11 protein-coding genes are annotated in these 14,755 nt (G+C 70.4%); 3 read left to right on the top strand and 8 right to left on the bottom strand.

Going from position 1 to position 14,755, the window contains the following annotated elements; genetic code table 11:
• The first annotated feature begins 56 nt into the window (after nucleotides 1-56).
• Nucleotides 57-1,145, top strand: coding sequence for an aromatic ring-hydroxylating dioxygenase subunit alpha (locus BM066_RS08705; protein ID WP_018113019.1), 1,089 nt, complete (start codon nucleotides 57-59; stop codon nucleotides 1,143-1,145).
• The gene (locus tag BM066_RS08700) at nucleotides 1,142-2,089 is read left to right on the top strand and encodes a PDR/VanB family oxidoreductase (protein WP_018113020.1); all 948 of its coding nucleotides are present in this window, start codon (nucleotides 1,142-1,144) and stop codon (nucleotides 2,087-2,089) included. The genes BM066_RS08705 and BM066_RS08700 overlap by 4 nt, the downstream gene beginning before the upstream one ends.
• Nucleotides 2,090-2,157: 68 nt before the next feature.
• Here the strand turns inward: BM066_RS08700 and BM066_RS08695 are convergent, their stop codons facing one another.
• The 8 genes from BM066_RS08695 to BM066_RS08660 form a co-directional block, all read right to left on the bottom strand.
• The gene (locus BM066_RS08695; protein WP_018113021.1) at nucleotides 2,158-3,258 is read right to left on the bottom strand and encodes an NAD(P)-dependent alcohol dehydrogenase; all 1,101 of its coding nucleotides are present in this window, start codon (nucleotides 3,256-3,258) and stop codon (nucleotides 2,158-2,160) included.
• A gap of 71 nt (nucleotides 3,259-3,329) precedes the next feature.
• A complete protein-coding gene (locus tag BM066_RS08690; RefSeq protein ID WP_089926355.1) occupies nucleotides 3,330-4,826 on the bottom strand; it encodes a benzaldehyde dehydrogenase in 1,497 nt (498 codons plus the stop codon).
• 82 nt (nucleotides 4,827-4,908) lie between these two features.
• A complete protein-coding gene (locus BM066_RS08685) occupies nucleotides 4,909-7,482 on the bottom strand; it encodes a TonB-dependent receptor (RefSeq protein WP_029589435.1) in 2,574 nt (857 codons plus the stop codon).
• A 125-nt stretch (nucleotides 7,483-7,607) separates the two neighbouring features.
• Complete coding sequence (locus tag BM066_RS08680; protein ID WP_029589434.1) at nucleotides 7,608-8,543, bottom strand: AraC-like ligand-binding domain-containing protein; 936 nt, start codon at nucleotides 8,541-8,543, stop codon at nucleotides 7,608-7,610.
• 48 nt (nucleotides 8,544-8,591) lie between these two features.
• Entirely contained in the window at nucleotides 8,592-10,082 is a 1,491-nt protein-coding gene (locus BM066_RS08675; RefSeq protein WP_089926352.1) for an AMP-binding protein, read from the bottom strand.
• 43 nt (nucleotides 10,083-10,125) lie between these two features.
• On the bottom strand, nucleotides 10,126-10,953 hold the full coding sequence (locus BM066_RS08670) for a p-hydroxycinnamoyl CoA hydratase/lyase (RefSeq protein WP_018113033.1): 828 nt from the start codon (nucleotides 10,951-10,953) through the stop codon (nucleotides 10,126-10,128).
• 51 nt (nucleotides 10,954-11,004) lie between these two features.
• Complete coding sequence (locus BM066_RS08665; RefSeq protein WP_018113032.1) at nucleotides 11,005-12,417, bottom strand: aldehyde dehydrogenase; 1,413 nt, start codon at nucleotides 12,415-12,417, stop codon at nucleotides 11,005-11,007.
• A gap of 114 nt (nucleotides 12,418-12,531) precedes the next feature.
• Nucleotides 12,532-13,425, bottom strand: coding sequence for a helix-turn-helix domain-containing protein (locus BM066_RS08660; RefSeq protein ID WP_029589429.1), 894 nt, complete (start codon nucleotides 13,423-13,425; stop codon nucleotides 12,532-12,534).
• A gap of 148 nt (nucleotides 13,426-13,573) precedes the next feature.
• On the opposite strand from BM066_RS08660, the gene pobA reads away from it, so the two are divergent.
• Complete coding sequence (gene pobA / locus BM066_RS08655; RefSeq protein ID WP_018113030.1) at nucleotides 13,574-14,749, top strand: 4-hydroxybenzoate 3-monooxygenase; 1,176 nt, start codon at nucleotides 13,574-13,576, stop codon at nucleotides 14,747-14,749.
• Nucleotides 14,750-14,755 lie beyond the last annotated feature (6 nt).

The raw sequence follows: 14,755 nt of genomic DNA, 5'->3' as shown, positions 1-14,755 counted from the left end.
TCAAGATTGGATCCAATAGGCCAAGCAGCCGAGAACAACGACGCGAGGAAACGACGATGGCTCCCGAGACAGCGGCCAAGGCCGCGCCCTGGCCGCGAAACGCCTGGTATGTCGCCTGCACGCCCGACGAGATCGCCGACAAGCCCCTGGGCCGGCGGATCTGCGGCGAGCGGATGGTGTTCCACCGCGGCAAGGCCGGCCAGGTCGTGGCGCTGGAGGACTTCTGTCCGCACCGGGGCGCGCCGCTGTCGCTGGGCTTCGTGCGCGACGGCGAACTGGTCTGCGGCTACCACGGCCTGACCATGGGCTGCGAGGGTCGCGCGACCGCGATGCCGGGCCAGCGCGTGGCCGGCTTCCCGGCCATCCGCAGCTTTCCCGTCCTGGAGCGCTACGGCTTCGTCTGGGTCTGGCCCGGCGAGGCCGAACTGGCCGATCCCGCCAAGCTTCACCCCCTGCCCTGGGCCGAGAGTCCGGACTGGGCCTATGGCGGGGGCCTCTATCACATCGCCTGCGACTATCGGCTGATGGTCGACAACCTGATGGACCTGACGCACGAGACCTATGTCCACGCTGGCAGCATCGGCCAGAAGGAGATCGACGAGGCCCCGGTGACCACCCGCCTCGACGGCGACGAGGTCGTCACCAGCCGGTTCATGGAGAAGATCTCGGCCCCGCCCTTCTGGCGCATGGCCCTGCGCGGCGCCGGCCTGCCCGAGGACGCCGTCGTCGACCGCTGGCAGATCTGCCGCTTCTCCCTGCCCAGCCACGTCATGATCGAGGTCGGGGTGGCGCTGGAAGGCCATGGCGGCCACGCCGCCCCGCCCGACAAGAAGGCCGCTAGCGTCGTGGTCGATTTCATCACGCCCGAGACCGAGACCTCGCACTGGTACTTCTGGGGCATGGCCCGCAGCTTCGCGGTGGCCGACGCGGCCCTGACCGACACCATCCGCGAGGGCCAGGGCAAGATCTTCTCCGAGGACCTGGAGATGCTGGAGCAACAGCAGCAGAACCTGCTGCGGCATCCGGACCGTCGCCTGCTGAAGCTGAACATCGACGCCGGCGGCGTGCGCTCGCGGATGCTGATCGACAAGGCCATCGCGGCCGAGCAAGCGCTCGGCGCCGCGCCCGTCCCGGCGCAGGCATGATGATCCAGGTCCGGGTGGCGTCCCGCGCCACGGTCGCCCAGGACATCGTGCGCCTCGACCTGGTGGCGCTGGACGGCGCGCCGCTGCCGCCGTTCACGGCCGGCGCCCACATCGACCTGATGCTGCCGAACGGCCTGGTCCGCCAGTACTCGCTGTCGAACGATCCGGCCAGGCGCGAGCACTATCGGGTGGCGGTGCTGCGCGACCCGGCGTCGCGCGGCGGCTCGGCCGTCGTCCACGAGGCCCTGGGCGAGGGCGCGACCCTGACGATCGGCCCGCCGCGCAACCTGTTCGCCCTGGACGAGGACGGCGACGACTTCGTCCTGCTGGCCGGCGGCGTCGGAATCACCCCGATCCTTTCCATGGCCCATCGCCTGGCCGCGCTGGGCAAGCCGTTCGCCCTGCACTATTGCGCCCGCGACGCCGCCCGCGCGGCGTTCCTCGACGAGGCCGGCGCCCTGTTCCCCGCCCAGCTGCAGCGCCATTTCGACGCCGCCCCGGAGACGCGGCTGGACCTCGACCAGGCCTTGGCCAATCCGTCGTCGCGGCGACATCTCTACGTCTGCGGTCCGCGGGGCTTCATGGATTTCGTGGTCGCCGGCGCCCGGGCGCGCGGCTGGACCGAAGCCCAGATCCACCAGGAGTCGTTCGCCGCCGCGTCCCTGGAGGCCGGAGCCCAGCCGTTCTCGCTGCGGATCGCCAGCACCGGCCAGCTCATCGCGGTCGGGCCGGACCAGACCGCCGCCCAGGCGCTGGAGGCGGCCGGCGTCTTCGTGCCGCTGTCCTGCGAACAGGGCGTCTGCGGCACGTGCCTGACACCGGTCCTGGAGGGCCAGCCGGACCACCGCGACCTCTTCCAGACCGACGAAGAGAAAGCCGCCAACACCCAGTTCACGCCCTGCTGTTCGCGGGCGCGCTCGCCAGTCCTGGTGCTGGATCTGTAAAAAACCCCAGCCGGCTCGGGCCAAGCCAGCCGGGGGTCATCCCGTCGTTGAAGGCCGAGCGGCTTCCGTCAGCCCATGCGCACGACGGGCTTGATCACGCGACCGGCCTCGCCGTCGGCCACCGCCTCATTGATCTGCTCCAGCGGATAGAAGGCGATCAGCTTCTCGAACGGGAACCTGCCCGCCAGGTGCAGGTCGATCAGCTCGGGGATGAAGGTGTCGGGATCGGCGTCGCCCTCGACCACGCCGCGCACGACCCGGCCGCCGCTCATCACCGCCACCGCGTCCAGCGCCAGTTCGTCGCCCATCTTCGAGGCCCCGACCAGACCGCAGGTCCCGCGCGGCGCCAGCACGTCGACGGCCTGGCGCATGACCTTCAGATTGGCCGTGGTGTCGATCGAATAGTCGACGCCGAAGCCGGTGATCGCCTGGATCCGCTCGACCACCGGCTCGCCGCGGCCGTCCAGCGCGTGGTCGGCGCCCAGGCTCAGGGCCAGGGCCAGCCGGGCGGGGTTGATGTCGACGACGATGATCGGGCCGGCGCCCGAGGCCTTGGCCGCGAGCACGGCGCTGAGGCCCACGGCGCCGGCGCCGAACACCGCCAGCGACCGTCCGGCGGGGACCTTCAGCGCGTTCATCACCGCGCCCGCCCCGGTCATCACCCCGCAGCCCAGCGGGCCGAGGATCTCGAGCGGCGCGGCCTTGGAGACCTTCACCGCGTTGCGCTCGTGGCACAGGGCGAAGGTGGCGAACGAGGACTGGCCGAAGATGTTGGCGTGGATCGTCTCGCCGTCGCGCGACAGGCCCGAGCTGCCGTCGGCCCGCGCGCCCATGAAGTTGCGCGGGAAGAATTCGTGGCAGTAGGTCGGGGCGTGGTCGTGGCAGGACGGGCAGGTCCCGCAGGAATTGAAGGTCATCACCACGTGGTCGCCGGGCGCGACCTTGGTGACCCCTGGACCCACCCGCTCGACGACTCCAGCCCCCTCGTGCCCCAGGACCACCGGCTGGGGCGTCGGCAGGTCCTGGTCGCGCATGACCATGTCGGTGTGGCAGACCCCGGTGGCCACCACCCTAACCAGCACCTCGCCGGCGCGAGGCTCCTCCAGCTCGACGGCCTCCAGGCCGAAGGGACCCGAGCGGCTGCGAAGGACGGCGGCGGTGATCTGCATGGAAGGATCCTGCGAAGACGGGGAACTGTAGAACTGGATGTCCCGCCCAGCCAGGACCGGGCGGGACGCGGCTAGAAGGGATAGGGCGTGGCGGCGGTCTTCACCGTGGTCCAGCGCCAGGTGGTGAACTCGTCGAGATTGGCCGGGCCGCTGATCCGGCTGCCGTTGCCCGACGCCCCCATGCCGCCGAACGGCGCATGCGGACCGGCTTCGACGGTCTGGTCGTTGATGTGCAGGTGGCCGACGTCCAGTTGCTCGCCCAGCGCCATGCCGCGTCCGACCGAACCGGTGATGATCCCGGCCGACAGGCCGTAGTCGCCGCGGTTGGCCAGGGCGGCGGCCTCGGCGTCGTCGGCGAAGGCGGTGACCACCGCCACGGGCCCGAAGATCTCCTCGTCGAAGGCCCGCATCCCGGGCCGCACGCCCGTCAGGACCGTGGGCGGGAAGAACAGCCCCTCGCCAGGACCGCCGGCCGCCAGGGTCGCACCGGCCGCGACCGTGTCGGCGACGATGGCGCGGACGCGGTCCAGCTGCGGCTGCGAGATCAGCGGCCCCAGGGCGACCCGGCCCGTGGTCGGGTCGCCGACCGGCAGGTGGGCGGCCTTGGCGACCAGCCGCTCGACCACCGCGTCGTGCAGCCCCTGCTGGACCAGTACGCGGCCGGTGGTCATGCAGATCTGCCCCTGATGCAGCCAGGCGCCCCAGGCGGCGTTGGACGCGGCCACGTCCGGATCGGCGTCGTCGAGGATGATCAGCGCATTCTTGCCGCCCAGCTCCAGGGCCACCTTCTTGAGGTGGGCGCCCGCCACCTCGCCGACCTTGCGCCCGGCGGCGGTGGAGCCGGTGAAGGCGATCATGGCGATGTTGGGATCGCGGCACAGGGCGTCGCCGGCCTCGGCGTCGCCGGGCAGGACGTGCAGCAGCCCCGTCGGCAGGCCGGCGGCCTCGAACAGCCGCGCGATCAGGAAGCCGCCGCTGATCGGCGTGCGCGGGTCGGGCTTGAGGACCACGGCGTTGCCGGCCGCCAGGGCGGGCGCCACGGCGCGGATCGACAGCACCAGCGGGAAGTTGAACGGCGAGATCACGCCCACCACGCCCAGCGGGACGCGCCGGGCCATGCTGAGCCGGCCGTCGGACGAGGGCAGCAGCAGGCCCTGGGCTTCGGTCGCCATCATCGCCGCCTGCCGCACGAAGCCGGCGGCGTGTTCCAGCTCCACCGCGGCCTTGGCGCCGACCGAGCCGGTCTCGCGCATGATCCACGGCGCGGCCTCGTCGGCCTTCTCGACCAGCAGGGCGGCGGCCTTCAGGAGCACCGCCTGCCTCGCGTCCGGCGGCAGGGCCGCCCAGGCCGGCTGGGCCGCGCGTGCGGCGGCGGCGGCGACCGCCACGTCGTCGCGCCCGGCCCGTCCCACCCGGCTCAGCACGCCGCCGGTGGCGGGCTCGACGACCTCCAGCCGTCCGCCCCGGCTGGCGACCCAGCCGCCCGAGAACAGGCGGTCGCTCCAGATCGTGTCGGCGAGGAAGGGCGGCGGCGCCTCGGCGGTCGGGCGGTCCTTGAGCAGGGTCATGACGATATCGGCCTCGATGCGAAGATCTCGGGAACAGGGAGGCGGCGCGTCGTCGCGATCGGCGATCGCGCCGCCACAGGGGTTAGAACGTCACGCCGAGGCGGACATAGGCCTCGCGCGGCCGGCTGTAGGTGCCGAAGATCGTGCCGGCGGCGATGTTCTCGTTGCCGGTCGTCAGGTAGCGCTTGTCGGTCAGGTTCGTGCCGCCGACCGTGACGGTCCAGGCGCCGCCCGGGTCGGCGTAGGCCAGGCTGGCGTTGACCACCTGCACGGCCGGGCGCCTGAGCAGATAGGTGCGCTGGGCGTTGTTCCAGATGCCGGAGGTATAGGTCCAGTCGCCGATGGCGGTGATCGAGCCGCCGTTGGCCAGCTTGAACTCGTAGCGCGGACTGAAGTTGATCTTCCACTTGGGGGTCTTGGGCAGCGGCGCGTCGACGAAGGTGCCTGCCTGGAACGGATTGGGACCGCTGACCGCCAGCACGCCGGCCAGCACGTCGGTGTAGCGGGCGTGCAGATAGCCCACCGAGGCGTTGAGGGTCAGGCCCTCCATCGGCACGGCGACCGCCTCGAACTCGACGCCCTTGATCTCGGCGTTCCCGGCGTTGCGGATGGTCGGCGATGTGCCCTGCTGGAAGTTCAGCTGGATGCCGTCGTACTGGGTCTTGAACACCGAGCCGTTCAGCTGCAGGCGGCGGTCGAGGAGCTTGGACTTGAAGCCCGCTTCCCAGGTGGTGGCGGTCTCTTCGCCGAACGGCTGGGCCAGCAGCTGCGGGTTGGTCAGGCGGGTCGTCCAGCCGCCGGTCTTGTAGCCCTTGGACCAGCTGACATAGGCCATCAGGTCGTCGCCCGGGTGCAGCTGCACCCCGACCTTGGGCGAGAAGTTGCTGAAGGTCTGCTCGTTGACGCCGGGGGCGTAGACCCGCACCGGATTGGCCGGATCGGGATAGTTCAGGCCCGTCTGACATGAGATCGGGGCCAGGGGGAAAGGTCCGTTCGGGGTGATGTTCCCGTTGGCGTCCGAACAGCCGAAGAGCTTGTAGTTGAAGCCGTTCAGGTCCTGCTGGCCGCCCTCGAACAGCTTCTTTTCCTTGGTGTAGCGACCGCCGAGGGTGACGCTGATCAAGTCGATCGGCCGCCAGTCGATCTGGCCGAACGCGGCGTAGTTCTTGGTCTCCAGCTGGTTCGGGCCGTCGACCTGCAGCAGGCCTTCGTCGAAGGTGACGAAGTCGTGCAGCGAGCCCTTCTCCTTGAAGTAGTAGCCGCCCAGCACGTAGTTCAGCTTCTTGTCGAAGGCCGAGCCCAGCAGCTGGAGCTCCTGGCTGATCTGCCACTGCTTCATGTCGAAGCTGAGCTGGGCGATGTTGAGGGGCGAGCCGTCGGCGTCGGTGCCGCTTTTCCACAGCAGCTTGCGGTAGGCGGTGATCGACTTCAGCGTCACGTTGTCGGCCAGGCTGTGCTCGACGGTCGCGCCGAGGCCCCAGTTGACCAGGTTCGAGAAGCTGTTGCCGGTGGCGTAGCTCTTGTCGATGTCCTTGCTGATGAAGCGGCCGTCATAGGGCAGCAGGTCGTTGGCGGGATTGCCGTCGACATTGACCCCGGCGATCGAGGCCACGTGCAGGCTCGGGCTGTACTGCGTGCCGCGCACGCCGCACAGGGCCTGGGCGTTGCGGGCGGCGATCTGGGTCGAGTTGGCGCCGATGCAGAAGTTGTAGAGCCCCGCGAACAGGAAGCCGGTGGTCCCGGTCGGGTCGAAGGCCGTGCCCGGCAGGTTGGTCGTGCCCGCGAAATTGCCCGGGACGGTTTCGGTCGTGCCTATCAGGGTGTTGGCCAGGCCGCCGCTGTCCTCGCGGGTGTAGTCGGCCGACAGCACGACCTTGGTCGCCTCGCTCTTCCACTTCAGCTTGCCGCGCAGGTTCCAGCTGTTCTCGCCGCCCTCGCGCGAGGCGGTGTCGAAATCGGACGACGGAAAGGCGGTGTACGAGGTGGAATTGCGGGCCCGCGCATCCGGATAGGGGAGGCGCTCGACATAGCCTTCGCGGCTCTTGATCCCGAAGGTGATCGACGAGGAGAGCCCCTCCGCCAGCGGCAGGTCGGCGCTGCCGCGGGCCTGCATCAGGTTGAAGCTGCCGACGGTGACGTCGCCCTTGAACTTGAACGCGTCCCCCGGCTCGCGGGTGACGATCGAGATCGCGCCGCCGATGGTGTTGCGGCCGAACAGCGTGCCTTGCGGGCCCTTCAGGATCTCGATGCGCTCGACGTCCAGCAGGTCCTGGTTGGCGCCGACGGTGCGGGCCAGATAGACGCCGTCGACATAGATGCCGACGCCGGGATCGATGTTGAACGCGAAGTCGTCCGAGCCGATGCCGCGGACATAGGCCGACAGCACCGACGGCGATCCCGAGAACGGCGTGCCGCCGTCCAGGGTGACGTTGGGCGCCAGGTTGGACAGCTGGGCGACATTGCCGACCGCCCGCTCCTGCAGGGCGTTGGCCGAGAAGGCCGAGATGGCGATCGGCACGTCCTGGACGTTTTCGGCCCGCTTCTGGGCCGTGACGACGACTTCCTCGATCTGGGTCTGCGCGTGCGCCGCGCCGGCCGCCAACGCCAGCACCGACGCCGCCGCCAACATCTGATGTAACCCGAGCTTGCGCCCCATGGCCCGTCCTCCCTTTTATGTCGTTGACGACAGAGGAGCACGGGCGGCGGCGTCAGACTTGGCCAGGCGCGAAGGCGACTTTCACGGATGCGAAGCCCGGCGTCGTTTTCGGGCTCGACCGGGACTCAGCTGGCCCGGAACTCACGCGGGCCCACGCCGTAGAAGGCCTTGAAAGCACGGCTGAAATGCGAAAGGTCGTTGAAACCCAGGCCGAACGACAGGTCGGTGATGTTGCAGGCCGCGCCGTCCTCGCGCAGGGCCCGGGCCGCCCGCTCCAGCCGCTTGCGGCGGATATAGGCCAGCGGCGTGGTCGCCATGCCGGCGAACACCATCTGGACATAGCGCGGCGACACGCCCAGCGCGCCGGCCACGCGACCGACGCTGAGGTCTGGATCGCAGAGGTTCTCGTCGATAAAGCGCTTGATCCGGCCGCCCGCGCCGTGGCCGGGCTCGAGATCGCGGCCGCGCCCGGTCTGCCCTTCGCTCTCCTGGAGGGCGGCGGCCAGCAGGGAGAGGGCGGCGTCCTGCAGCGCCTGGCCCATGGGGACGCCGTCCCGGCCGGCGTTGATCCACAGCGTGCGGATGAAGGACGCCAGCAGGGCGCCGGCCATGCCGTTCCCCGCCAGCCGCCGGCCGCACAGCGCCTCCGGATCGGGCGTCCGCTCGGTCAGGCGCTCGGACGGGATCCGCAGGACCAGCATGCGGTTGGGATCGTCGAACCGGATCGTGTAGGGCCGCGCCGGATCGCAGAGCATCAGGTCGCCCTCGCCCAGCACCGCCTCGCGGCCGTCCTGCAGGTTCAGGCTGCGGCCGACGTCCTGGACATGCAGCTTGAAATACGGCCGGTGCGCCGAGGACGAACGGCCGCGGCGCACGACCGCGGCGCTGGACGCGACCCGGGACAGGTCCATGCCGCCCAGGTCGCGGACATCGATGGCGCCCTGGAACGCCTCGCGGTCGGCGTCCACCACGAGGTTGTCGAAGGTCGAGGCGACCATCGCGTTCCAGGCGTCGAGCCCCATCCCGGTCCGGCCGTCCTGTCTGTCGAGACTGGGCGCCATCTCATCCTCCCTATGGTTCGCCGGTCGCCCCCAAAGGTCCGCCGGCGTTCAGGTTCTTGGGTCCCCCGCGATCAGCCGTTCGCGCAGGACCGTCTTCTGGATCTTGCCCGAGCCCGTGCGCGGCAGCGCCGCGACCAGGACCAGGGCCTTGGGCAGTTTATAGCGCGCCAGCCGGTTTTCGAGGTGGCTCAGGATCGCGGCCAGGTCGAGGACGACCCCGTCGCAGGGCCTGGCCACCAGATGGCCGACTTCGCCCCATCGCGGATCGGGCATGCCGATCACCGCGCATTCCACGATGCCGGGATGGTCGGCCAGGGCCGCCTCGATCTCGGCCGGATAGACGTTCTCGCCGCCCGAAATGAACATGTCCTTCTTGCGGTCCACCAGCCAGTGGTAGCCCTCGGCGTCGGCGCGAACGATATCGCCGGTGCGGAACCAGCCGTCGGCGGTGAAGGCCCGCGCGGTCTCCTCGGGACGGCGCCAGTAGCCCTGGAAGAGGTTGTCGCCCCTTAGCAGCAGCTCGCCTGCGACGCCGGGCGGGCAGTCGCGGTCCTGGTCGTCGACGATCCGGGTCGCCACCGCCGGCATGGCCAGGCCCGCCGAGCCGGCCCGCGCGTCGATCAGCGCCGGATCGGGCGGCATGCCGAACACCGTGCCGGCCTCGCTCATGCCATAGCCGTCGACCACGGGCACGCCGTCGGCCAGCCAGGCGCGGATGTCGGCGGCCGGATGCGGCGCGCCCCCGGTGAACAGGGCCGTCAGCCCCCGGAGCGCCGAGGCGTCGAAGCCCGGCTGGCTGCGCAGCATCGCGGCCATCTGCGGCACGCAGAAATAGTGGGTGACGCCCAGCGCCGGATCGCCGAGGCGGGCCAGGGTGCGCGCCGGCTCGAAGCCGTCGGACGCCAGCACCGTCCCGCCGTGCATCAATGCGGGGCGGACCGAGGTGACCAGGCCGATGATGTGGAACATCGGCGAGTCCACCAGGAAGACGCTCTGATGGGTGACCTTGCCCAGCCGGCCGAAATTGATCGCCGTCTGGTCGAGGTTGCGCTCGGACAGCAGCACGCCCTTGGGACGGCCCGAGGTGCCCGAGGTGTAGAGGATCAGCGACGGGCGTTCGCGGTCGGCGCTGGTCGGCGCCTCAGGTTCGGCCGCGTCGATCTCGGCCTGCAGCGCGTCGAGATCGACGCCGTCCACGCCCGCGGCGACCAGCTGGGCGTCGCCGACGATCAGGCCGGGCTCGGCGTCCTCGACCAGGGCGGCGATCTCGGTGGGCGAGAGCCGCCAGTTCAGCGGCACGAACATCGCCCCGAGGCGGGCGCAGGCCAGGTGCAGGACCACCAGCAGGACCCGGTTGCGGGCCAGCGCCGCCAGGCGGTCGCCCTCGCCCACCCCGCGCCGCCGCAGCACGCCCGCGGCCCGGGCGATCGCCGCGTCGAGCTCGGCATAGGTCCAGCGGCGGCCGCCGGCCAGGTCGACCGCCGCCGGCCGGTTCGGCTGCAGGCGCGCCTGGAGGGCGACATGGTCCATCGGGGTCATGCGGACATCTTTCCCGTCGTCGTTTCCTCCACCCGGCCCCGTCTCAGCTCTGTTTGGCGAGATCGTAGGCGCCCAGCCCCGGTTTGTAGGTCTTGTCGTCGATGAACTGCTTGATGCCTTCCTTGCGCCCCTCGTTGTCGAAGGCGTTGGCCGCCTCCTGGGCGCGGACCAGGTAGTCCTCGGCGTTGTCGTAGGTCATCTCCTTGACCCGCCGGACGGCGTCCTTGGTCGCCTTCAGAGCCACGGGATTCTTCTTCAGCAGCACTTCGGCCAGCTCGCGCACCCGGGCCTCCAGGCGCTCCAGCGGCACGCTCTCGTTGACCAGGCGCCAGGCGGCGGCCTTCCGGCCGTCGATCAGCTCGCCGGTCATGGCGTGGTACATCGCGTCGCGCAGCGGCATCAGGTCGACCACCACCTTGGTGGCGCCGCCGCCCGGCAGGATGCCCCAGTTGATCTCCGACAGGGCGAACTGAGCCTCGTCGGCGGCGATCGCCAGGTCGCAGGAATAGAGCGGGCCATAGCCGCCGCCGAAGCACCAGCCGTTGACCATGGCGATGGTCGGCTTCTGGTACCAGCGCAGGCGTCGCCACCAGCCGTAGGACTCGCGCTGGGCCTGGCGGGTCGCGCCCAGGCCCTTGGCCTCGGTCTCGCGGAAATACTCCTTCAGGTCCATGCCCGCCGACCAGGCCGAGCCCTCGCCGGTCAGCACCAGCACGCCGACGTCGTCGCGGAACTCCAGCTCGTCCAGCACCTCCATCATCCGGCGGTTCAGGGTGGGGCTCATGCAGTTGCGCTTGTCGGGACGGTTGAACTTCACCCAGGCGATGCGGTTCTCGACCGTGAAGGTCGCGGTGTCGTTGGCGTCGGTCATGCTCGGTCCTTGGAACTGGAAGAGGGCGGCGCGGGGCGCCCGGAGGGGGTGTCAGATCGGGAAATGGCCGGCCTGGGTCTCGACGGTGATCCAGCGCAGCTCGGTGAAGGCGTCGATCCCGGCCTTGCCGCCGAAGCGGCCGTAGCCCGAGGCCTTGACGCCGCCGAACGGCATCTGGGCCTCGTCGTGCACGGTCGGCCCGTTGACGTGGCAGATGCCCGACTGGATCCGCCGCGCCACCTTCAGGCCGCGGGCGATGTCGCGGGTGAACACCGAGGCCGACAGGCCGTATTCGGTGTCGTTGGCCAGGGCGACGGCGTGCTCCTCGTCGCGGGCGTGGATCACGCCGACCACCGGGCCGAAGCTCTCCTCGCGGAACAGGCGCATGGCCGGCGTGACCTTGTCGACGACCGTGGCCGGCATCAGCACGCCCTGGGCCGGGCCGCCGCTGACCTGGACGGCGCCCGCCTCCACCGCGTCGGCCACCAGGCCCTCGACGTGGGCGACGGTCTTCAGGTCGACCACCGCGCCCAGCGGGGTCTTGCCCTCGCGCGGGTCGCCGACCGCCAGGCTGGCGGCCTTGGCGGCGAACTTCTCGACGAAGGCGTCGGCGACGGCGTCGACCACGATGATCCGCTCGGTCGACATGCAGATCTGGCCCTGGTTCATGAACGCGCCGAAGGCGGCGGCCTTGACGGCCTCGTCCAGGTCGGCGTCCTCCAGCACGATCAGCGGGGCCTTGCCGCCCAGCTCCAGCAGCACCGGCTTGAGATGCTCGGCCGCGCGCTTGGCGATGATCTTGCCGACCGCGGTCGAGCCCGTGAAGTTGATCCGCCGCACGGCCGGATGGTCGATCAGGGCTCCGACCACCTCGGCCGCGTCCTTCGGCGCGTTGGTGACGATCGTCAGCGCGCCCGGCGGCAGGCCGGCGGCCGCGAAGGCTTCGGCGATCAGGCCGTGGGTGCGCGGGCAGTTCTCGGAGGCCTTGAGCACGACAGTGTTGCCGCAGGCCAGCGGCGTGGCCACCGCGCGCACGCCCAGGATGATCGGCGCGTTCCAGGGCGCGATGCCCAGGATCACGCCGACCGGCTCGCGCACCGCCATGGCCAGGCAGCCGGGCTTGTCGGAGGGGATCACCTCGCCGCTGATCTGGGTGGTCAGGGCCGCGGCCTCGCGCACCATCGACGCGGCCAGCATCAGGTTGAAGCGCGCCCAGCCCTCGGTGGCGCCGATCTCGCCCATCATCGCCTCGACGAAGGCGTCCGCCCGGGCCTCGAGCGCCGCGGCGGCCTTGGACAACAGGGCCCGACGGGCGTTCGGCCCCAGCGCGCTCCAGGCCGGAAAGGCCGCCTGGGCGGCGTCGGCGGCCCCGCGGGCCTGGTCCGGACTCATGGCGATCGTGGTGGTCGCGACAGCGCCCGTGACCGGGTCCAGACGCTCGAAGACGGCCTGGGTCGAGCTCATGATGGTTCCTTCCCTTGGCGCGAGGCGCACCGTGGCGCTCGTCATTGTATGCTCGGCAATTTGTATACCAGACATACAATGTACGCAAGCGAGGGTTCTCGACCACGCCCAAGCCTAGTCGACGGTGGTCGACGGGAAGTCCGCCCGTCCGTCGCGGTAGCGTTTCGGGGACAGGCCTTCGGCCTTGGCGAAGAAACGCGAGAAATAGGCCGGGTCGTCGAAGCCCAGATGATAAGCCACCTCGGCCACCGTCATGTTCGAATAGAGCAGCGCGCGCTTGGCCTCCAGCATCAGCCGGTCCTGCACCAGGCGCAGAGGTGTCGCGCCGGCCACCCGCAAGCACGCGCCCCTCAGCCGTGCGACGGTCACGCCCAGCCGCCCTGCATAGGCCTCCATCGGCAGGCCTTCGCGATAGTGCGCTTCGACCAGTTCGCGGAACCGGGCCACGAGGGTGACGTGACCGCCCTGGACCGCGGGCGTCGCGGCCTCGACCCGGACCAGCCGCCGCAAGGCCTCGACCAGGATGGTCAGCAGGTGGCCCTCGACCGCCGCCCCGCCGGCCGGCGCGGTCCAGACCAACTCGCGCGACAGCTCCCGCAATGACGCGGCGATCGTCGATTCCGGCCCGAGCGGCAGTTGGCGCGGGGCGCGGAACAGGCCGGCGAAGGCCGGCTCGCGCGCGGTCAGGTCGCGAAGATAGCTGTCGGCGATGGTCAGCACCGAACCGGCCGTCTCGACCTCGTAGGCGAAGCCGTGGACCCGGCCGGACGGCACCAGCAACAGGCACGGCGCGGCGAAGGCGATCACCTCGCCGTCCACGTGCATCACCCCGCCTCCGGCGGTTATGTGGAACACGTGGTTGAGGTCCGCGTGCGCGTGGGCGCGGATGCTCCAGTCGTTGGGCCGCGTCCGATCGTCCAATTCCTCGAGATGGATGAACTTGCCCTCGACGGTTCTCAAGGGCTCTCCGAACAGGAAGAAGCTCGGAACGGCGGGGTTTTTGGACACGCTCGGAACTCCACGCCCGGGATCGGGCGCTGGCGCCCCTGTTCGAAAAGTCCAACTTTTGTGATGCTCTGTCCATCCCCATCGCGGAGCGCCGGGGTCAGGCTGACCGCAAGTCGCGAGAGGCGGCGTCAGGGCGGAGAGCTCCATCGTGCGAACCCAGGTCGCCATCATCGGCGCGGGCCCGGCCGGGCTGTTCCTCGGCCACCTACTGCGGCGGGCCGATGTCGACGCCGTCATCCTCGAGCGCAAGGATCGGTCCTATGTCGAAGGCCGCGTGCGCGCCGGCGTGCTGGAGCAGATCACCGTCGACCTGATGCAGCGCCTGGGTCTCGGCGAGCGGATGCGGCGCGAGGGCCTCGTCCACGGCGGGACCAACCTGGCCAGCGACGGCGAGGTCTTTCGCATCGACATGGCCGACCTGACCGGCGGCTCGACCGTCATGGTCTACGGCCAGCAGGAGGTGATGAAGGATCTGTTCGACGCGGCCGAGCGGCGCGACGTCCCGATCGTCTTCGACGCCGAGGACGTCCAGCCCCACGATGTCGACGGCGATCATCCCTATGTCACCTGGCGCAAGGACGGGGTCGAGCACCGGCTCGACTGCGACTTCATCGCCGGTTGCGACGGCTATCACGGGGTCAGCCGGGCGGCGATCCCCGAGGGCGTGCTCAAGACCTTCGAGCGCGTCTATCCGTTCGGTTGGCTGGGCATCCTGGCCGAGGCGCCGCCATGCGACCACGAGCTGATCTATTCCAACCACGAGCGCGGCTTCGCCCTGGCCTCGATGCGCTCGCCCACCCGCAGCCGCTACTACGTGCAGTGCTCGCTGGACGACCGTATCGAAGATTGGCCCGACGAGCGCTTCTGGGACGAGGTGTCGATCCGGCTGGGTCCCGAGGCGGCCTCGCGCATCGTCCGCGCCCCCTCGTTCGAGAAATCGATCGCGCCGCTGCGCAGCTTCGTCGCCGAGCCCATGCGCCACGGCCGCCTGTTCCTGGCCGGCGACGCCGCCCACATCGTGCCGCCCACCGGCGCCAAGGGCATGAACCTGGCCGTCTCGGACGTGGTCATGCTGTCCGAGGCCCTGGTCGACTACTTCCATGGCGGCTCGTCCGCCGGGATCGACGGCTATTCGGCCCGCGCCCTGGCCCGCGTCTGGAAGGCCGAGCGGTTCTCGTGGTGGTTCACCAGCCTGACCCACCGCTTCCCCGACCGCGACGGCTTCGACCGCAAGATGCAGGTCGCCGAACTCGCCTACATCAAAGGCTCGCGCGCCGCTCAGGTGACGCTGGCCGAGAACTATGTCGGCCTGCCGCTTGTCTAGGATCCG

Origin of the sequence: Caulobacter sp. UNC279MFTsu5.1 (genome assembly GCF_900114015.1) — a bacterium.
Lineage (GTDB): Bacteria > Pseudomonadota > Alphaproteobacteria > Caulobacterales > Caulobacteraceae > Caulobacter.
The sequence above is the reverse complement of the archived record's forward strand: the minus strand, read 5'-3'. Positions and strand labels throughout refer to the sequence as shown.